Here is a 17,931-nt window from a genome sequence, read left to right as displayed (position 1 = left end):
GAATTGTGACACCATAGTGACAATCAAGTAAAAATCATGGAAATTGTCCCAACTTGTCGTAGATATTTGTCGCAACACCCACCTGTTTTAGATTCCTGCTTTCTAGTCCTTCATTACTCCATCCATAAACTCTGACATCAGCACAGAAATTTCTCGAACACCTTCAATAATCCAATTCTTAACCTGCTGTCGGTTCTCTAAACCTGCGTAGTAGTGCAAAGCTTCATTAGCACCTGCTATTCCAGCATCAAAATGTTCGGCGTCTGCAACTATGTGACGGCTAAACCAGTAGTTTGCGGGAAGAAGCTTTCCATCAATTTCCACTTCCGTTTTTTCCAAAAATTCTGTTATATCAGGACGTTTGGTGCGGAAAAATTCATCTAGGATACGGTTTTCATCCTCACCTAATACTTCAGTTCCTAAATGGAAACCGATACCACGAAAAAGATCAGCCTCATCCATGACAACATTTAGACCGTAACTGCTATGGACTTTGAGGATAGCATTATTGGTAGGAGTATGTTGGTGTATGAGTTCGCTCAGAAGCATCATGTCATAACCAAAGAACTGTGCCATCCCTTTAAGTGTTGCTAGTGCTAGATCTCGGTGTGTGTAAGGCTCAGGCGCTTCGCGATCGCCAAACTCATCAATTGCGCCAAAAAATATGCCTGCACCTATTTTAACACTTGTATCAGCAAAGACTCCTATTTCCGTCGGACTGTTGAATAAGTTTTTGCGAATAGCAACGTGACTAGCCAAACAAGCCTGTCCAGGTCCAAAGGCAGCAGCGTATTGGAAAAAGCGACCCATCAGCCGTAAGAGTGCATCTGCACTTGTTGCCTCTTCAAGCAAACGTTTGAATCTGAGCGATGTATATTGCTCGTCAATTGTTTGACATACTTCTGACCTTTGAATGGTGATAGTATTTGTGGGTCGATTAATTACATTAACCATGATGATTGAACTCCCTTTTTCTGAGATTGTTATGTGTGTATGCAAAGAACAGCACAGTAGCTTTTTGTTAAGCTTTGTGCAATAGACTGAAAGTATGTTCTTCTATCCTCAGATCATCTATTGGTTCCACAACGACACCCTGCTCAAGAACTGTTGCTTGCAGGCTGTTCAGAGCTTTAGTATGAACATGGCGATTGATAAAATAGCGGCTTAACGTATCTAAAGACTGATATTTTGCACCAATAATAATTCGTATGCACTGTGGAGAGCCGCACAGGCATACAAAAGGGCGATTCATATCCCATTCTGTGCTGGGGTAAAAAAAGCTAAGTTCTTCATATGGTTCAATGTCTCGCAATGCACGACACTCGAAAGCTACAGTGTCTATTATTATGTTTGGACTGCACGAGTGATTAAGGTGTCTAAGCGTTGGCTCTTCCATATGTGTTTCCAAACCTACCTGAACGCTTGTGTAGGTGGGCTGGTGTATGATTTCGTAATTCGTAATTTTGTAGAAGACTGTACCCTTCTTGATTGCTGAAGTAGTAATCAGCCCAGTTCCCTTAGCAGTAGTGTTAGCTTGAACCTGCAGCATAAAGCTTGTTTTCGTTTTTATTTTGGTTGGCTTAATTTAGTAGAAAATAAGTTCGCTGACAATGAATTCCAAAAAGGATGCAATTCGACTAGTGGCGGTAGCACATTTAGTCGGATATCTTCTTTATTTTTTCGACAAAATTGACTGTCATCACACTTTATAATGTGGAAATGACATCACCTTCTAACAGTATTGGTGTTAAACAATATTTTGTTTGTAGCAGAAACTTAATTTCTGTATTGATTTTTTAATATTTTCTTAAAAATTGTACCCGTGTTTGTACTGGATTCTCAAATATTAATGCAAATAAATATTACTTTGTAAAAATTTGTACTAAAAATTATTGGGTACATTTAAGGCAATTTTTCGTAGGCATGAGCAAAAGTAAACACCAATTACAGAAAGTTATTGGCAAAATCATAACATTTTTACCCTTAGAGAGCGTTACTAGTAAATATTGAGAGGAACTGGAGCATATGGCATTTTAACATAAGTTTTACACCTTTTGCTTAGAATTTGTAGTGGTTAAAACTGGGAAAGATCAAATCCACTTTTTGTAATATAAGTTTAAACTAATACTATTAAAAATAGTATTTTTACTTAAAAGTTATAGTTTCATGACTTTGGGAACAACAAAATATCCTTTTTGTTTAACTAAAAAGTAGGTAATTAACCTAAAATTTCCATAATTATCTACCAAACTACAGATGTTAGCTTGCGCATCAGTCTAAGGTAATAAATACGACAATACAGTAGTGTAATGATAAATACATTTTTAAATCTGATGCTAGCGGGATGTAATTTTTATAATAGTAATGTATAATTTTGAATATATCCGTTCACTCAATAATGCAGATTTAAAAGTGTGTCGATTTACTGAGCGATCGCGTTGCGCGAATATAGCAATATCTTGCCGAAAGTATTGCATCTGCGCCTGCTCTGGAGGTGATTAGTGCAGCATTTCAACTGCTTGAGCAAGCAGATTATAAATATGCACAGTGGCTTGAAGAAATTCGTAAACAAGTGGAAGTCGGCATTGAGCAGCAAAGCAAACAGATGAAGTTGGCAGCAAAAGTAGCGGCTGGAGGGATGGCACCAGTAAGACGGATTGAAGTTAAAGGGCGAAAGCACTTTAACCAACCAGTTTCGTTAACAATGAATGAGTGGCGCAAGGCACAGCAATTAGGAGATTCCTACTGGCTCTATGTTGTTTGGGGTTGCAACACTCCCAATCCACAACTATTAACGATTCAAAATCCAGCCAAAAAGCTTGTAGGTGATGCGAAGGAAATTAAACAGGTAACGCGGTATTTGGTTGGGGCTGAGGCGTTGAGTAGGTATGCTAATTGTTAATTGCTAATTGCTAATAGAAGAATTGTTAATTGCGAATTGGGGAATTGTTAATTTTTGGTTGCAAATTGGGGAATTGTTAATTGGGGAATTGTTAATTGTTAATAGTAATTGTCCAATCTTCAAACTGCAATCCAGGTACACGGGAAAAATCACGCTGATTGCGTGTTACTAAAATACCATTATTGGAAATCGCGATTACCGCAATTCGTAAATCTTGTCTACCGATACGGATTTTTTGACGCAGTAATTCTGCGTAGCGACTGGCTGAATTTTGGTCAAAATCAAGTATTTTGATTGTGTTGAAGAATTCGACTCCCTGTCGCAATCCTAAATAACCCCACATCAGCCTTTGCTCTTGAGAAGATTGTCTGATTACATTAAGCCAACCACGCATTTGCTCTTCTACTGTAATCACGGTAACAGCGATTTCTTTAAGGCTAACTTGATTTACACGCTGTTTCACTAGTGGATGTTGGTTTTGAAAAAGAGAAAGAGTATCTGTATCCAGTATCCACAAACTCATTAAGCTTCATCCTCAACGTCCATTTCTGCATCAAGTTCACGGCGATAACTTTCTATAGATGCCAGAACCTCATTAAAAAGTGGATTATTTTGATACATACCTGCAAATTTCATCCAAGGATGCTCAGATTTTGACAGTTCAATTTCCTGAGAAACTATTTCCACTTTTTGCAAACGAGCATTTATAAGCTGATGCAGATTGGAAAGTGCTTCTTCGCGGGTAGCAGCAAATACTTGATATTCAGGCATTCCCCAAACAGTTGCTTGATATCCATCTTCTTTTTTTTCAATTAATACCGAATAATTTAGTTTGGGTAAGTTATCGTCTGGGGTTTTCAGTAAATCGGTAGTCATCAAATTTATCCTTTTGTTGATTGCTAATTGTTAATTGGGGAATTGCTAATTGGGGAATTGTTAATTGCTAATTGTCTTTAGATGTTAGCCGTTAGTTATTAATAGACCTTTTCTACTTTTAGGACTGTACTAGCATAACTCAAACATACCTAGATATCTTCCACTGTTATGCCTGGATAACTTCTCAATATCTCCGTTAAAGACCAACCTTGAGCCTCTGGAATGCGATTGCTCAATGAAGCAGAAATCGAACAAGAGCTTGCAGAACGTCAGGGTGACTACCTTGAGTCGTAAGAAAACTTATATTGACTCTGGTGTACTCATTACCGCCCCAGCTTGCCTGTGCCTATGGTTTAGCTTCAATGGATGCACTTCATGTTGCCGCCGCAATCCGGCTCAAAGCTGATAAGTTGATCACAACAGAAAAACCCACAAAGCCAATGTACAGAGTTACACAAATCCAGATTTTCTCAATTATGGAAAATTAGCTATTAGCTATTCCATGCCTCCAAATCCAAAGTAAAGTTATGAGGATTGTGAAGTATAAAGGAGCGACTCTGTTTCACTAAATCCCCTTGGCAGAGAACTGGAATCCTGGCTTGATAAGCTTTAACGGCTAGTTCATAAACAGGTTCATCTAATTCAAGTAAGATACGTCGGAGTTTATCCACAATAACACCCATGAGAGTTACTTGGACAGTAGTGGCTCCTTCTTGTAGGTTTGTCACAATACCTTGGATTGTGACATTAGATGCTGAGGTAAACAGATCGCCAAGGATTTCTAATTGGGAGGTTTGCGAAGCTTCCTCCAAAGTTTGCAACACCTCAGCCATCCGACGAGGAAAGTCCAAAAATTCCGACTTTAGTGGTAACAGAATTTCAAACTCTTGTCCTGTTTCATTTTTACGAGTCCAAATAGCAGCTTTATCTTCAATCTGTCTTTGCTCCTGCCAGTGATGCATCTGAAGATAGGTACGCACTTTCTCTGGTTCTAAACTTTTTAAAATTTTGGGATCGCGAACAGTGACTATCATAGAGCTTTGCCTACTCCCATATGCTGGGCTGCTCAAACACACTTAATTATAGTTTTTAATAACAGTTCTAGTCGGCTTAAGCCGACTTCAGCTATGAGCCTAAGAATTTATTCTTAGGTTAAATTGGAAAATAGCCCTGCTAGAGCGCCCGCTTTTCACCGCGTCTTAGCCTCCTCTCCAGAACAGATGCACCACTCGTCAAAGCCATAACTAAAACGTAGTAAATTAACCCAGCAAACAGCAGTGGTTCAAAGTAGATATATTTGTTCGCACCGACGATTTGGGCGCTGCGTAATATTTCCACTACACCAACGGTTGACACTAAAGCGGAATCTTTCAACAGTCCAATAGTTTCATTTACCAAAGCGGGGAGAATGTTCTTCAACGCTTGCGGTAAAATTATATCCCACATCATCAACCAGTAGGAAATACCCATTGACATAGCCGCTTCACTTTGCCCTTTATCTACTGCTTGAATTCCACCTCGGATGGTTTCTGACATATACGCGCCAGAGTTAAGGGTAAAAGTTAGTACACCCGCCTGCAATGCGGAAATGTCGAATCCTGTAAGTTGGGGAGTTGCGTAGTAAACTAGAGCTAATTGTAATAGTAATGGTGTGCCTCTAAATATGGAGGTGTAGGCGTTAGCAAACCAACCCAGCAGCTTAATACCGGAAATCTTCAACAATGATAGTACTGTTCCCCAAATTAAACCTAGTAATGCTGATAATATTGTGAACAATAAAGTTAAGGGTATTCCCTGAAGGATAAAGGGAATGTCGGGAATTATTCTTGTAAAGTCTATATTCAGTCCGGTTTTTGCTGGAGGTACTGTTGACGCTGCATCTGCTATAGTATTGGCGGAGAACCACTTGGCTGCAAGTTTTTCTAGTTCACAGTTGTCTTTGAGTTGTTGTAGGACTTTATTGAATGGTTCTACTAATGGTGAACCTTTGGGAAAGGCGATCGCCGAACCAGTTGCCCTGTCAGGAGGAATGACGTTAAACTCTAATTCTGGGTTGGCTGCAGCAAAGCCTTTAGCCACAGTATCTTCAACTATAGCTGCATCAATGCGTTTAGATTTGATTTCTTGAATTACTTCAGGAACTTTATTGAGTTGTTTGATTTCAATCCCATCGACTTTGACAGAAATTCTCTTGGCATTTTGCTCTTGAATTGTTCCTAGTTGAACTCCTACTTTTTTCCCTGATAATTCTTTGATTGTTTTGATATTACTTGTTTTCGGAGCAACAATTGTATCTTTCGCTTCATAATAAATAATAGAGAAATCTGCGTTTTTCTTCCGTTCTTCCGTGGGAGTCATCCCAGCCATAACAAAGTCAGCCCGATTGGCTTGGAGTGCAGGAATTAAACCGTTAAAATCCGACTCCATTACTTTGAGTTTAAAACCAAGTTGTTGAGCGATCGCACCTGCAACATCAATATCAAAGCCAACAATTTTTCTTTCGCCAACCTTGGTATCGTAATACTCGTAAGGAGGATAGTCAGGGGAGGTAATCATCGTCAGTGTTTCCTTGCCAACTGACGAGGCTGCTTGTAGGGGATAGCTATGAGATATTATACTGTTAATTAGCAGTATTGCTCCAAATAACAGTGATAACAGCAATGCTTGGCGTTTTTTCATGAAATTTTTACTTGGTGGATGCACTGTTTAATGTATGAACTATAACTTTTTACTGCCAAAGTATACCTTGGTAAAGATGAAAGGACAATAATTTAAAGAAACTATAAATTTTCACATTAGCATTAATACCGAAGACATTGCTAACTGACAAAATTATTGTGGTAGAAACGTTCCCCATGTAGAGACGTTCCGGCGGAACGTCTCTACGGATATTCCCCGATTAAAACCTAATTCATTGGGTTCAATAATTAGTCAATTCAAATCGGTTTGTACAAAACAAATTTGGGCGGCTGGATACCCTGATTTTCGTTGGCAAACAAGATTTCACGATCATATTATTCGTGATGAAGAATCCCTAAATCGAATTCGGCAATATATTGTGAATAATCCCACCACATGGGAATTAGACACACATTATCGCATTCCCACCAATCACCCGTAGAGACGTTCCGGCGGAACGTCAAGACAAATCACCGCACGTTCAGACAAATCACCGCACGTTGATCAAAATCCGCACAAATTAGACATGCTCGCCTGGTAATGTTACCAGTTAGAATTTTCGTACACCAGCCAAGATAAAAGCGATCGCCTCAAGAGTATGCCCATCCAACATTGCTTTACCCAGTGGGCGTTTACCAGAGGCAAGATGCTTGAAGTTTCCATGACCAATGTAATAAAATAAGCATGTCCCCATAATATTGATAGCCGTTTGCAAGGGATCGAGAGGGCGAAATGCACCCGTTGCAACACCTCGCTCTAGAATTGCTAACAATGTTGTATCAATGGCTCTTGAACTAGCGTCTTTGTAGTATTTTCCCTGATTCTGTACCGCTTCGTGGAACATAATCATCGGTAGTTTTGGGTGACGAGACACACAATCCAATAGTGCAACTAGAAACTTTTCTAAAGCTACCTCTGGAGAGAGTTGCTCTAAGTCTAGCTGTTGATTGGTTTGCAATAGTACCGCGTGCGATCGCTCTAACACCGCCTGATACAAACCTTCTTTATCTTTGAAGTAGTAATAAATCATCGATTTCGCCACACCAGTTTTAGCGGCGATGGCTTCGGTTCGAGCAGCAATTAAACCATGTTGAGCAAACTCCTCTTCTGCTGCTGCCAAGATGATGGCTTGAGTTGCCTCTGCATCTCGAACCTGTTTGGTATTTGATTTCTCAACTTTCGCTCTTCGAGCCACGGCATTTTTTACTTGTCATCTGATTTGTCAGTTAGTATAGCCTGCCTTAGACGCGCCATGGCGCGTCTCTACATAATCGACCAAATAGTCAGTTGACAAAAAACACAGCCAATCGTTTAATGAAAGTTAATCGACAGACTTGTCAGTTGATTAATAAATAAGAACTTAAATATATGCCAACAGCCAAGAAAATTATTATTGTTGGAGGAGGGATTGGCGGTGCAGCAACTGCCCTCGCCCTTCACCGTGCTAAATTCGATGTCACTGTATATGAAAGAACTCCCCAACTGCGGGAGGTGGGTGCGGGAGTGGCTATTTGGGCTAACGCCACCCATGTTCTGAAAAATTTGGGTGTGCTGGAAGATGTGTTAGGTGAAGGTCAACTAATTACACGTTATCAATTTAACTCACAACGCGGTGAGGAGTTGATGTCTTTACCTGTTGACCATTTTGAGGTTCCTGCTATGTGCATCCATCGCGCCGATTTGCACGCTATACTGTGGCGTAACTTGCCAAGCGAGCAGTTTGTTTTAGGTCAAGAGTTTGAGCGGTTTGAGACAACAAGTACAATTCATGCTCATTTCGCCTCTGGTTTAACAGTCGAGGGCGATGCTTTGATTGGGGCTGATGGTCTTAATTCGCGTGTAAGATCGCAACTATTGGATGATGGTACAATATACCGTGGTTTCACGGCGTGGCGCGGTCTTACTGATTACATTCCTAAGACACACCGTCATGATTACATCCGTGAATTTTTAGGCAATGGTAAAGCTTTTGGCTTTGTGACGCTGGGCAAAGGGCGGATGTACTGGTATGTCGCTGCTAAAGCACCATTAGGAGAAGCTGATGCAGCGATCGGGCGCAAAAGAGAGCTGCAAACCATGTTTCAAGATTGGTGCGCACCTATTCCTGAATTGATTGCAGCTACCGATGAAGCAAACATCCTCAGGAACGATCTGTACGATCGCGTGCCTACTTTACCTTGGAGTCACCAGAATGTCACACTGCTGGGGGATGCGGCACATCCAACCATGCCAACTTTAGGGCAGGGGGCGTGTATGGCACTTGAAGACGCGCTGGTTGTCACCAAATGTTTGCTTGCACACCCCGCAGTAACAGCTTTTCGACAGTATGAATCCCAAAGGTTTGCCCGTACTAAAATGATTGTTGAAGAGTCTTTACAAGCAGCAAAACTTGGTCAATGGGAGAACCATGCTGCCGTAGCACTACGAGAAATAATGATGAAACTGCTACCATTACCAGTCCTAAAAAACAAAGTCAACATTCTTCAAGGTTACAGAGCTTAGTAAAAATCGATAGATAAGTTCGACCTAGTCGGCTGATTGACTCAGCGCTTTCATAAAGGCAAGTATAGTACAATCCCTTTCCACTCTGATTGCTTACTACAGTTGACAAGCAATAGTAATTCGTCGATTGCTTGTCTAGTAGGCATCCGGTCATTCAACACGAATAATCCCGACATTTGTTCTCCTGCCAACAATCGCTCATAAGCAAAGTCGGGCATTGTAGCGCGATCGTGAGTCAAGACAACGCGATCTTGAGTTGCTGCCCAGGCTAAAATTGCTGGGTCATCTACTTCCTGTAAACCAACATCTTGAACACGCAGTAAATCTAGGTTCGGTTGACGCAGAAATAACCCCCGCACAATATCGCCATTCAAGTTTTCATCGCTTAGTAACTTCAGCATCATCACCTTTGAGATTGTTGCTGAGTTAATAAACGAGAACGAATTAGGCTTAAATCTGGTTGAACGCTTGATAAACGCTGACGCACAGATTCAGATAACTGTTCCCGCTGATTAAGATAGGATTCCACTGTGTCTCGGTGGCGAAGATAGTAGCCAATTGAGAGATAAACATCGGATAACGACAAAGATGAGTAACGCTGGACAATAGATTCAGGAGATGCACCATCCTGGAATGCTCGAATTACCAATTCCAGCAAAACTCTCGAATTACCTACTCGAATTGCTCCTGTTGCATCTTCACGAAAGGGAAGAGTCTCAGGCTCAAGAACAAGGTTCATAAGTCAATCTCCCTAAAAGCTACTCCGTTGTTGTAACCTATTATAATCGTGGAACTTCAAACAAGATAACATTTCGTAAAGGGTCTGTACTGACCAAGCGTTGAATATTGTCGTCGTAGGCTTCTATTTGCCAGCTTTCTCCTATGATGGCAATGCCTCCCTTTGTGATCGTTGAATCGGCAGGAGTAAATTGACGAATAAGCTCAAATGGCTCTGTAGGATCGGGAACGCCAAAGCGTTTTTCCAGTTCTTTACCAGCTTCTAAAACTTTAGAACTGATAAAACCTTTAAAACTGTTAAATAATTCATCGAACATGATAAATGCTTCCAACTCATAATACTTTTAGTATTCCCATTTAAAGCGCAATAAAATTCAATGATACCCAAAGTGTGAGAGTCTAGAGAAATCACCATCAACGGAGTGTGAAGAGAATGGAACAACAACGGCAGTCAACGGTTATAATTACGGGTGCATCATCGGGGGTTGGTTTGCAAGCCGCCAGAGCGCTTGCCCAAAGGGGGCAATGGCATGTGGTGATGGCATGTCGCGATCTCCCGAAGGCAGAAAAAGCGGCGAAAGAAGTAGGAATGTCGCCCGACAGCTACACAATCATGCATCTTGACTTAGCCAGCTTGGAGAGTGTTCGCTCGTTTGTGAAGAACTTTAGGGACGGCAGATCCTTAGATGCTTTGGTGTGCAACGCCGCAGTTTATATGCCTTTGTTAAAGGAACCGTTGTACAGTAAAGACGGTTATGAATTGAGTGTCGCTACGAATCACTTGGGGCATTTCCTCCTGTGTAATCTTATGCTGGAGGATTTGAAAAACTCAGGTGCTCAGGAGCCAAGGCTCGTCATTTTAGGTACTGTGACGGCAAATCCGAAGGAATTGGGTGGTAAGATTCCGATTCCTGCGCCTCCAGATTTGGGCGATCTTCAAGGTTTTGAGGCAGGATTCAAAGCACCTATCGCCATGATTAACGGTAAGAAGTTTAAACCAGGCAAGGCTTACAAAGATAGCAAGCTGTGCAATGTGTTGACTATGCGAGAGTTACATCGACGCTACCACGAGTCAACGGGTATCACGTTCTGTTCTATGTATCCCGGTTGTGTTGCAGATACGCCGCTCTTTCGCAACAGCTATCCACTTTTTCAGAAAGTTTTCCCCTGGTTCCAAAAGAATATCACTGGGGGGTATGTGACTCAAGAGTTGGCAGGCGATCGCTTGGCTGCAGTAGTAGCCGATCCAGAATACAACAAATCTGGTTCCTATTGGAGTTGGGGAAATCGCCAAAAGCCAGATCGCAAATCTTTTGAGCAAGAGATGTCTAACGAGGCACTCGATGATAAAAAAGCTCAAAAGCTGTGGGAGCTAAGTGCCAAATTGGTTGGACTTGCGTAAAATGGAGCGTGCTCTTCGCAAAAATGGAAATGGACTAATAATATGGACTCTCGCATTCAGTCATACTTGCGCGTTGCCGCGAGCCATCAACGCGACACAGAGCGGATTGGTCCGTTCCTAGCGACCTTTACCCACCATAATGATAACCCATTCCTCAACTACGCTATTCCCGACGACGATGCCACGCCGTCGTCCGCCGACGTAGCCGCCCTGATCGCTGCTTACGAAAGACGTTCGCGGATACCACGCCTCGAATACTATGTTCCGTACAATCGCGATCGCACAACAGAGATTGCTGGCATCGGCGTCCGGGCTAAATTTCGCCGTCGGGGAATAGCAGGAGCGCTCACCACTCAACTGGTACGTCTTGCCATTGATGCAGGCGTTTCCTTGGCATTTCTGATGGCAGCCCACGAAGCAGAAGCGCGGATCTACTTTCGTGCGGGATTCTCCACAATTGGGGAGATCCTGCATATCTCGCACCCGCGTGAGCAACCCTGAATTTTAACAAAGTTTCCCTCCGTAGGCGACTGCGAACCCGGAGGGCTTGTCGTCAGACATCGCATTCAATTTTCACAACGCTCAATCAATAACCTTTGTTTCGGTTGAGTGCGGAGATTTATTAGATCGTTGACTGGATTTATTGAGAGGTACTGAGATGATTTGTCTGCCACTAGCAGCTTGTTTTTTTCGCAAGTCATCTACAATGGCGTGTAAGTCATAGTTGAAAGACAAGCGCGTATTCTTCTCGGAATCTATGGATCTCTTCTAATATTTCATCCTTCCACATTTTTAATCTCCCATTAGTTCATATGGTGTACAAATGGTTGGCAGTGTATATCCTGATTAGCAGATTCACAGCGAAGAGGAAAAAGCACTGCGAGAGTTAGTACAGAACGCCTTAATGGGAACGCGCACCGTTGAGGAGATGGAGAAAATACTAAGTCAAGATGAAAATTTCATATCTGTTGAAGATGTGGCGCGTCAACTCCCACAAGGTGAGCAAAGTGAGGCAATGCGACAGATACTAGCAATTGCCTATATTGACGGTTACTTTTCACCATTAGAACGGGAGATGGTATACCGGGTAGCAAAAATTTGGAATTGGTCGAATGTAGAAATAGAAAGGTTGCTTGAAGAAGCAAAAAACTTTGGCGGAGTTAAACGCGCTAGTGACTTGTTGGGGTACGTGAATCGCTACGTGCAAAACAACGTGCTTTAAACCATTTCAGTATAGCCTTCATGGGTAAAACTAAAGCTGGAAAAAGCACTCTCCACGCGATTATTACAGGTGGTGGCTGGGATGCAATTGGTGTAGGGAAACAGCGTACCACACGTTTTAATCGCGTTTATGAGTGGAAAAATATTCGCATTATCGATACTCCTGGGATTGGTGCGCCTGGTGGTAAAAGTGATGAAGAAATTGCCGAAAGCGTTATCGAAGAATCTGATGTTATTTGTTATGTAGTAACAAACGACAGCATTCAAGAAACAGAATTTAAATTTTTACAACTGTTAAAAGAAAAAGCAAAACCATTGATTATATTATTGAATGTTAAGAATAACCTCCGCGATACCCGAAGGTTAGAGTCTTTCTTAAAAGACCCAAATAAACTGTTTGTAATGGATAGTAAAAGCGGTTTGGGTGGACACATTAAACGCATCCGCCGATATGCCAAGCAGCATTATGCTAACGATTACTTTGATATTATTCCTGTGATACTCTTAGCTGCACAAATGTCGCGGGAAGCGGAACATCAGCAATATAAAGATAAACTGTTTAAATCAAGTCATATACAGGATTTTCTTGATGCTATTCGAGTGTCTTTAGTTGAACATGGAATTATTAGGCGATCGCAAACCTTACTTGGCTCTACGGTAAGTGCAATTGAAAAGCCTAATCAATGGGTGACTGAACAGGTACAAGTCTATCAAGACTTGACTAATAACTTGAAAAATATGCGTTATAAATTTAAAGAGGAAATCATAAAAGCGGCTAGGGATAATCAAGAATATTTAGTACAACAAATCAAGACAGTTTTTAAAGATGCATTCGATACAATTCAACCTTTTGCAGAATAAAATTGGGATGTTGATGCAAGTCAGTTGAAATCTAAATGGGAAATTAGGCTGAAAGTATTGAGATTTCAAGATAGATTAAATAATGCTTTTGACGAAAGTGGGAAAAAATTCAATCATGAAGTTGAAGAATTGCTAGAAGAGATTGGTACGGAATTACAGTTGATTGCTAGATTAGGAGGTGAAAATTTCAATTTTAATCAGCAAAGTAGCATTAACTTTAAAGATATGTTGCGTATTGGCCGTAATTTGCTCGCCATTGCAGCAACTATTGGAACTTTGTTTGCGGTTCCGCCCCTTGGTATTGTCATGGCAATTGGTACTATCGTTAGCGTGATTACCGGATTCTTTAAATCTAAAAAAGAGAAGCAACGCGAAGCGGCGGAAAACATTCGCAAATCTTTAACCAATCAATTAGAGGATTATCAACAAAAAGTGCTGACTCTCGCCCAAGAAGAATTTAAAAAATATTGTGATACTATAGCCGTTAATATTAATAATTATTTTGAGGAATTGATTCAATGTTTAGAAAAGATTAGTGAGCAACTCATAACAGCTAAAAATAAATTAGATAGCTCTGCTAATTATCTTAATAGTGCTTATGCTATTGCTGCTTCTAACACTTGGGTAAAACAACTCATTGAAATTCGTCAAGACTTTGAGTTGATTCTCCGCTACATTAATAAAGCGACGAAAAATCCGGTGATTTGAAGAAGGTAGTACAACATATTAACTCGCTCTTTGAGGTGCGATCGCTTGCTGGACTTTATCCAGATGTTTTTTTCCAGAAGGGCACGCTTCAAGGGAAAATTCTGTAAATTTCTTTACGATGTCCGACTCGCTGACAAATTAATGTCTGTGTTTCTTTCTCTGCCGTAATCCCTATCCTGTAATCACCCATGCGAATTTTATACTTATCCGCGTAGCCCTTCATTTTTTACAGATACCCTAGTTCAAAAGGGTTTTCTGACTCCAGTTCTTGAAAGATAATCGGTTCGATACGAGCTTGTATTTCTTCTGGTAAAGAAGCCAAATCTTTCAAAAACCTTTTTGTATATTCAACTTTCCACATTCTTTTTCTTCAAAGATTGGTAATATGTTAAGGCTTCTTCTTTTGACAGACGTTCATTATCTTCTGATTCCATTAACTGCGCCAAACCGTAGTTCTCTAAGATTTCTTCAATTTTTTCAAACTCAGCGATGGAAATTTGTACAGCTATTGGTTGCTGATTTTCATCCATTACGTAATTTTTAGTAATTTCTAGCATTGTCCTATCTTCTCATTGATTGCTTGCAAATCTAATATTATTTTGACACTCTTATCCCAAAACTAGCACCGTTGCCAAATCTTAATATTCCCAGTGGTGATATAATTTTATGAGGTAGTACGAGCAATTGCCCACCTCACTGGGGGGATCATGTCAATCAGAACCTGATTTGGTGAGCAGTACCCTTTAAATGGCAGGTTTGTGTTTCTTGCGCTTCAGTTGTGAACTAACACCATAAAAGCCTAAAGCTAATATGCTGAGTACACCAGAAGGTTCTGGCACTGACTGATACTCAAACACCTCACCTGCAAGAGGTGGTGTAGTTGTCGGGGGACGGCGGTGCTTTGTAGCTTGCTCATATGAGTAAGCGATACTAATTAGTGTCGGTTCATCAAATTCTCTACCTAACAACTCAATTCCCACTGTAAACCGTCGGCTGTAAACCCAGCAGGCACAACCATTGCCGGAAATTCTGTAAAAGAGCTTACTAGAGCATTGGCAGGATATCCTTCAGGATAAGGTTCACCAATCAAACTTGGCTTTAAAACTATAGTTGGATACAAAAAAGCGTCGAGATTTAGTGTTTGGAAAACATTTTTAACGGTAGTTGTCAATTCTTCTCTATTTTGTAGATAAAGCAAGTATTCTGGATTTTCTTCAGGAGGCAATGTTGTTTCGTCATAAACTTGTGTACTGCGCTCTAAGTCTAAAGCTGCGGCGGTTTCTAAGGCAAGAGGATTGATCGTAATGATAGAATTAAGGTTGGGACCTTGTTGATCATAGGCATTGATCCGATTTAAGTACAATTGTGTCAATTGCTTCGATGTCAACGCACCAGCATCAAATGCGTCATTGATGTCAGCAATAGTTGCTGACTCTAAGTTGAAGGTGACTGCCTGTGTTGAATAAGGCAGTACACTCAGCATCATCACGGTTGTCGTTACAAAGGAAATCCGCGTTAAAGTATGTGCCACTGGACTACTCTTGTATGAATTTAAAAAGACTTGATAAATTCATATAGTAAATCTTTATTCCTAATTTAGGAAGATGACAGAACTTGCTTGACGTGCTTTTAATCCGGCAATGATTAGCTCCAGCCCATACTGAAACTCTTGCTCGGCTTCGGTTTTGGCAATATGGGTAGTAACTTCGATCAGGTAGGGAAACTCTTTATCCAAACGTTCGATACATTGTTGTGCAACTTCTGCTCTTGTGGCATTGGGTGTTTCCGTCAAAGGACCTGTCAGATCGGCGCACATTGAACCAACAGTATAGCCGATCAGCGTGCGAAAGGCAAACAATGTGTCTTCTGTAGAGAATCCTGCTTCCCGCAAACTTTTCAAAACAGATTCAATCGGACGCACTACTCTTGCTGTTTTCACCCGCCGGGACAAAATTAAAGGCAATACGTTGGGATGCGCTTGACAAGCCGCTCTAAAACCGAGTGCAAAACTTCTCACCTGCTCTACCCAATTGCAACCATCTGATGTTTGAGGTACTTCGATACTGCTCAGCGCTTGCTCTACTACAGCATCTAGCAATGCTGCTTTGTCAGGTAGATGGTAATATATCGACATTGTACCAACTCCTAGCTTGTCGGCTAGCGATCGCATCGTCAAACAAGCGACTCCTTCTGTATCCACTAGCTGCAAAGCTACCGCTAGTATTTGCTCTCTGCTCAGTGATGGTTTGCCTCTTGGCACTATGTCTCCTTGAGATCTAATTGAAAATTATTGCTTGACACTAATCTTATAATCATACTATTATCGTACATAGTACGATTATTATGGTGGTGAATAGTCAGCAAATGAAAGCAGTAGCGGTGAGGATGATTTGATTAATAGTTGATATTTATTTTCATATCACATAAAGAGCATGTGAAATTTATTTTTTTGATCTAGACGGGGAGCGGTGAGGCAGCGCTGGTTCACCAAGACGCCAAAAACGCCAAGAGAAGAAATTGAAGATCATGCATCTAGAGATAGATTAGGGGGTTATAAGATCGCAGTATATTTGTGGGAAGTTATTGATAGTTGCCGAAAGCATTAGCATAAATTAGTACTTATTACTACTGAGCGCCTTGGCATCCAGTTTTTTTATTTTGAGGTTATCTACTAATTATGAAATCCTCTGAGTCGCAAACTGAATATAGAGAAGAAGATATTCGTAAAACATCTCTAGAGCCACGCAGAAGACAAAATTGGTGGTGGTTATTAATTTTGCCACTGTTGCTAGGAGGAGGGTATTTGGGTTGGCGAAGTTTCAATGGTGAAAAAAAAGCACCTGCGGCAGCTAGCGGTCCACCACCAGCAAGAGTTAAGCTAGCTCCAGTACAAGCAGGGGCAATAGAAGACAGTTCAGAATTTGTGGCTTCTTTAGAATCGCGGCAATCGGTGAATCTGCAACCGAGGGTTCAAGGGCAAGTAAGTCAAATATTTGTCAAATCGGGCGAGCGCGTCAATTCGGGAGATGCAATTATCCAAATTGACTCCAGACAGCAACAAGCAGCAGTTAGTACTGAAAGTGCTTCTGTTGAGGCAGCTAATTCACAACTTGATAACGCTCGCGCTACACTTAGATCCTTACAAGCACAAAGACTATCCAATGAAGCTGACGTAAAATTAGAACAACAAGAATACCAAAGATACACTACCTTAGCAGCGCAAGGAGCAGTATCTCGACAAACTAGGGATCAGTATGCTAACAGACTTGCTACCGCTCAAGCAACCCTACGTTCCACTGATGCGCAAATTCAAGCCCAACTAGCAACAATAGCGCAAGCTGAAAAAACCATCAAGCAGGCACAAGCGAGAACTAGAGAACAACAAGTCCAACTTCAGTATTACAAAATTACTGCGCCCTTTGCTGGGACTGTGGGCGATATCCCAGTCAAAGTAGGTGATTTTGTGAACACTTCCACGCAACTCACCACGATTACACAAAATCAACCTTTGGAAGTAAATATCTCCGTACCAATAGAACGGGGACTGCAATTGCGTCAAGGAATGCCAGTGGAAGTATTAGACGCACAAGGTCGTACCATAGGTATGAGTAGAATATTTTTTATTGCTTCAAGGGCAAGTAATAATACACAAACTGTTCTCGTCAAGTCGCTGTTTGATAACGCCAACGATCAACTGCGGGCAGATCAATTTACACGCGCTAGAATAATTTGGAACCAGCGCTTAGGTGTGTTGGTGCCAGCTACAGCAATAGCTCGTATAGCAGGAGAAACTTTTGTATATGTAACTCAAACGGCACAATCTCCTGACGGGAAATCTCAACCAGTAGCACGGCAAAAGCGGGTAAAATTAGGCAGCATCAAAGGTAATAATTATCAAGTAATCGAAGGACTACAACCAGGAGAAAGAATCATTGTATCAGGGCTGCTCAATCTTAGAGATGGTGCGCCAGTCGTACCTGAGTCTTAGAAATGGTTAATTGTTAATAGTTAATGGCTAATGGCTAATAGTAACAATTAACAA

General features: G+C 41.2%; 25 protein-coding genes. 10 read left to right on the top strand and 15 right to left on the bottom strand.

All coding sequences use genetic code 11. From position 1 onward, the window contains the following. Positions 1 to 102: 102 nt before the first annotated feature. Both ICL16_RS19685 and ICL16_RS19680 read right to left on the bottom strand, forming a co-directional pair. Positions 103 to 954, bottom strand: a complete 852-nt coding sequence (locus ICL16_RS19685) for a hypothetical protein (RefSeq protein ID WP_190830966.1) — start codon at positions 952 to 954, stop codon at positions 103 to 105. Between the two features lie 67 nt (positions 955 to 1,021). Next, the gene (locus ICL16_RS19680; protein ID WP_190830965.1) at positions 1,022 to 1,549 is read right to left on the bottom strand and encodes an SET domain-containing protein-lysine N-methyltransferase; all 528 of its coding nucleotides are present in this window, start codon (positions 1,547 to 1,549) and stop codon (positions 1,022 to 1,024) included. A gap of 945 nt (positions 1,550 to 2,494) precedes the next feature. Between ICL16_RS19680 and ICL16_RS47290 the strand changes: the two genes are divergently transcribed. Next, positions 2,495 to 2,902 carry a protein NO VEIN domain-containing protein gene (locus tag ICL16_RS47290; protein ID WP_190830964.1) on the top strand — a complete coding sequence of 136 codons (408 nt, stop codon included), beginning with the start codon at positions 2,495 to 2,497 and terminating at the stop codon, positions 2,900 to 2,902. 91 nt (positions 2,903 to 2,993) lie between these two features. Here the strand turns inward: ICL16_RS47290 and ICL16_RS19670 are convergent, their stop codons facing one another. Together ICL16_RS19670 and ICL16_RS19665 are read right to left on the bottom strand one after the other, a co-directional pair. Then, on the bottom strand, positions 2,994 to 3,425 hold the full coding sequence (locus tag ICL16_RS19670) for a type II toxin-antitoxin system VapC family toxin (protein ID WP_190830963.1): 432 nt from the start codon (positions 3,423 to 3,425) through the stop codon (positions 2,994 to 2,996). Continuing rightward, positions 3,425 to 3,778, bottom strand: a complete 354-nt coding sequence (locus ICL16_RS19665; RefSeq protein WP_190830962.1) for a type II toxin-antitoxin system HicB family antitoxin — start codon at positions 3,776 to 3,778, stop codon at positions 3,425 to 3,427. The genes ICL16_RS19670 and ICL16_RS19665 overlap by 1 nt, the downstream gene beginning before the upstream one ends. A 305-nt stretch (positions 3,779 to 4,083) precedes the next feature. On the opposite strand from ICL16_RS19665, the gene ICL16_RS19660 reads away from it, so the two are divergent. Beyond that, complete coding sequence (locus ICL16_RS19660) at positions 4,084 to 4,266, top strand: PIN domain-containing protein (RefSeq protein WP_202895624.1); 183 nt, start codon at positions 4,084 to 4,086, stop codon at positions 4,264 to 4,266. A 3-nt stretch (positions 4,267 to 4,269) separates the two neighbouring features. Here ICL16_RS19660 and ICL16_RS19655 read toward each other — a convergent pair whose 3' ends face one another. Together ICL16_RS19655 and ICL16_RS19650 are read right to left on the bottom strand one after the other, a co-directional pair. Further along, positions 4,270 to 4,812, bottom strand: a complete 543-nt coding sequence (locus ICL16_RS19655; protein ID WP_190830961.1) for a hypothetical protein — start codon at positions 4,810 to 4,812, stop codon at positions 4,270 to 4,272. Between the two features lie 139 nt (positions 4,813 to 4,951). After that, on the bottom strand, positions 4,952 to 6,457 hold the full coding sequence (locus tag ICL16_RS19650) for an ABC transporter substrate-binding protein/permease (protein ID WP_190830960.1): 1,506 nt from the start codon (positions 6,455 to 6,457) through the stop codon (positions 4,952 to 4,954). 235 nt (positions 6,458 to 6,692) lie between these two features. Between ICL16_RS19650 and ICL16_RS19645 the strand changes: the two genes are divergently transcribed. Beyond that, positions 6,693 to 6,899: a hypothetical protein gene (locus tag ICL16_RS19645; protein WP_190830959.1), complete on the top strand. Its 207-nt coding sequence runs from the start codon at positions 6,693 to 6,695 to the stop codon at positions 6,897 to 6,899. A gap of 108 nt (positions 6,900 to 7,007) precedes the next feature. Here the strand turns inward: ICL16_RS19645 and ICL16_RS19640 are convergent, their stop codons facing one another. Further along, on the bottom strand, positions 7,008 to 7,652 hold the full coding sequence (locus ICL16_RS19640) for a TetR family transcriptional regulator (protein WP_190830958.1): 645 nt from the start codon (positions 7,650 to 7,652) through the stop codon (positions 7,008 to 7,010). 173 nt (positions 7,653 to 7,825) lie between these two features. On the opposite strand from ICL16_RS19640, the gene ICL16_RS19635 reads away from it, so the two are divergent. After that, a complete protein-coding gene (locus ICL16_RS19635) occupies positions 7,826 to 8,959 on the top strand; it encodes an FAD-dependent oxidoreductase (RefSeq protein ID WP_190830957.1) in 1,134 nt (377 codons plus the stop codon). 50 nt (positions 8,960 to 9,009) lie between these two features. On the opposite strand, the gene ICL16_RS19630 is transcribed toward ICL16_RS19635, so the two are convergent. Genes ICL16_RS19630 through ICL16_RS19620 form a run of 3 tightly spaced genes read right to left on the bottom strand, consistent with a single transcriptional unit; the run spans position 9,010 to position 10,014 of the window. Next, complete coding sequence (locus tag ICL16_RS19630; protein WP_238360858.1) at positions 9,010 to 9,363, bottom strand: DUF5615 family PIN-like protein; 354 nt, start codon at positions 9,361 to 9,363, stop codon at positions 9,010 to 9,012. After that, complete coding sequence (locus ICL16_RS19625; protein ID WP_190830956.1) at positions 9,363 to 9,698, bottom strand: DUF433 domain-containing protein; 336 nt, start codon at positions 9,696 to 9,698, stop codon at positions 9,363 to 9,365. Before ICL16_RS19625 ends, ICL16_RS19630 begins: the two co-directional genes overlap by 1 nt. A 40-nt stretch (positions 9,699 to 9,738) precedes the next feature. Then, a complete protein-coding gene (locus tag ICL16_RS19620; RefSeq protein ID WP_190830950.1) occupies positions 9,739 to 10,014 on the bottom strand; it encodes a hypothetical protein in 276 nt (91 codons plus the stop codon). Positions 10,015 to 10,130: 116 nt separating this feature from the next. Here ICL16_RS19620 and ICL16_RS19615 point away from each other — a divergent pair, with 116 nt between their 5' ends. From ICL16_RS19615 to ICL16_RS45770, 5 genes are all read left to right on the top strand, one after another. Beyond that, the gene (locus ICL16_RS19615) at positions 10,131 to 11,099 is read left to right on the top strand and encodes a protochlorophyllide reductase (protein ID WP_190830948.1); all 969 of its coding nucleotides are present in this window, start codon (positions 10,131 to 10,133) and stop codon (positions 11,097 to 11,099) included. A 42-nt stretch (positions 11,100 to 11,141) separates the two neighbouring features. Beyond that, positions 11,142 to 11,600 carry a GNAT family N-acetyltransferase gene (locus tag ICL16_RS19610; RefSeq protein WP_190830945.1) on the top strand — a complete coding sequence of 153 codons (459 nt, stop codon included), beginning with the start codon at positions 11,142 to 11,144 and terminating at the stop codon, positions 11,598 to 11,600. Positions 11,601 to 12,003: 403 nt separating this feature from the next. Continuing rightward, positions 12,004 to 12,321, top strand: a complete 318-nt coding sequence (locus ICL16_RS45780) for a tellurite resistance TerB family protein (RefSeq protein WP_238360857.1) — start codon at positions 12,004 to 12,006, stop codon at positions 12,319 to 12,321. A 20-nt stretch (positions 12,322 to 12,341) separates the two neighbouring features. Then, positions 12,342 to 13,181, top strand: a complete 840-nt coding sequence (locus tag ICL16_RS45775) for a GTPase (protein WP_238360856.1) — start codon at positions 12,342 to 12,344, stop codon at positions 13,179 to 13,181. Positions 13,182 to 13,205: 24 nt separating this feature from the next. Beyond that, a complete protein-coding gene (locus ICL16_RS45770; RefSeq protein ID WP_238360855.1) occupies positions 13,206 to 13,889 on the top strand; it encodes a hypothetical protein in 684 nt (227 codons plus the stop codon). A gap of 226 nt (positions 13,890 to 14,115) precedes the next feature. On the opposite strand, the gene ICL16_RS46855 is transcribed toward ICL16_RS45770, so the two are convergent. From ICL16_RS46855 to ICL16_RS19580, 5 genes are all read right to left on the bottom strand, one after another. Then, positions 14,116 to 14,250: a type II toxin-antitoxin system RelE family toxin gene (locus tag ICL16_RS46855; RefSeq protein WP_273039032.1), complete on the bottom strand. Its 135-nt coding sequence runs from the start codon at positions 14,248 to 14,250 to the stop codon at positions 14,116 to 14,118. After that, positions 14,237 to 14,446, bottom strand: a complete 210-nt coding sequence (locus ICL16_RS19595) for a hypothetical protein (protein WP_190830943.1) — start codon at positions 14,444 to 14,446, stop codon at positions 14,237 to 14,239. Before ICL16_RS19595 ends, ICL16_RS46855 begins: the two co-directional genes overlap by 14 nt. A 186-nt stretch (positions 14,447 to 14,632) precedes the next feature. Further along, complete coding sequence (locus tag ICL16_RS19590) at positions 14,633 to 14,869, bottom strand: PEP-CTERM sorting domain-containing protein (protein ID WP_190830941.1); 237 nt, start codon at positions 14,867 to 14,869, stop codon at positions 14,633 to 14,635. Further along, a complete protein-coding gene (locus ICL16_RS19585; protein WP_190830939.1) occupies positions 14,851 to 15,420 on the bottom strand; it encodes a hypothetical protein in 570 nt (189 codons plus the stop codon). The genes ICL16_RS19590 and ICL16_RS19585 overlap by 19 nt, the downstream gene beginning before the upstream one ends. Before the next feature lie 60 nt (positions 15,421 to 15,480). Beyond that, positions 15,481 to 16,149 (bottom strand): TetR/AcrR family transcriptional regulator C-terminal domain-containing protein, encoded by a 669-nt coding sequence (locus ICL16_RS19580; protein WP_190830937.1) that lies wholly within the window; start codon positions 16,147 to 16,149, stop codon positions 15,481 to 15,483. A 417-nt stretch (positions 16,150 to 16,566) separates the two neighbouring features. Between ICL16_RS19580 and ICL16_RS19575 the strand changes: the two genes are divergently transcribed. After that, positions 16,567 to 17,877, top strand: a complete 1,311-nt coding sequence (locus tag ICL16_RS19575; protein ID WP_190830936.1) for an efflux RND transporter periplasmic adaptor subunit — start codon at positions 16,567 to 16,569, stop codon at positions 17,875 to 17,877. The last annotated feature ends 54 nt before the right edge of the window (positions 17,878 to 17,931 follow it).

The organism is Iningainema tapete BLCC-T55 (genome assembly GCF_014698965.1).
Lineage (GTDB): Bacteria > Cyanobacteriota > Cyanobacteriia > Cyanobacteriales > Nostocaceae > Iningainema > Iningainema tapete.
The sequence above is the reverse complement of the archived record's forward strand: the minus strand, read 5'-3'. Positions and strand labels throughout refer to the sequence as shown.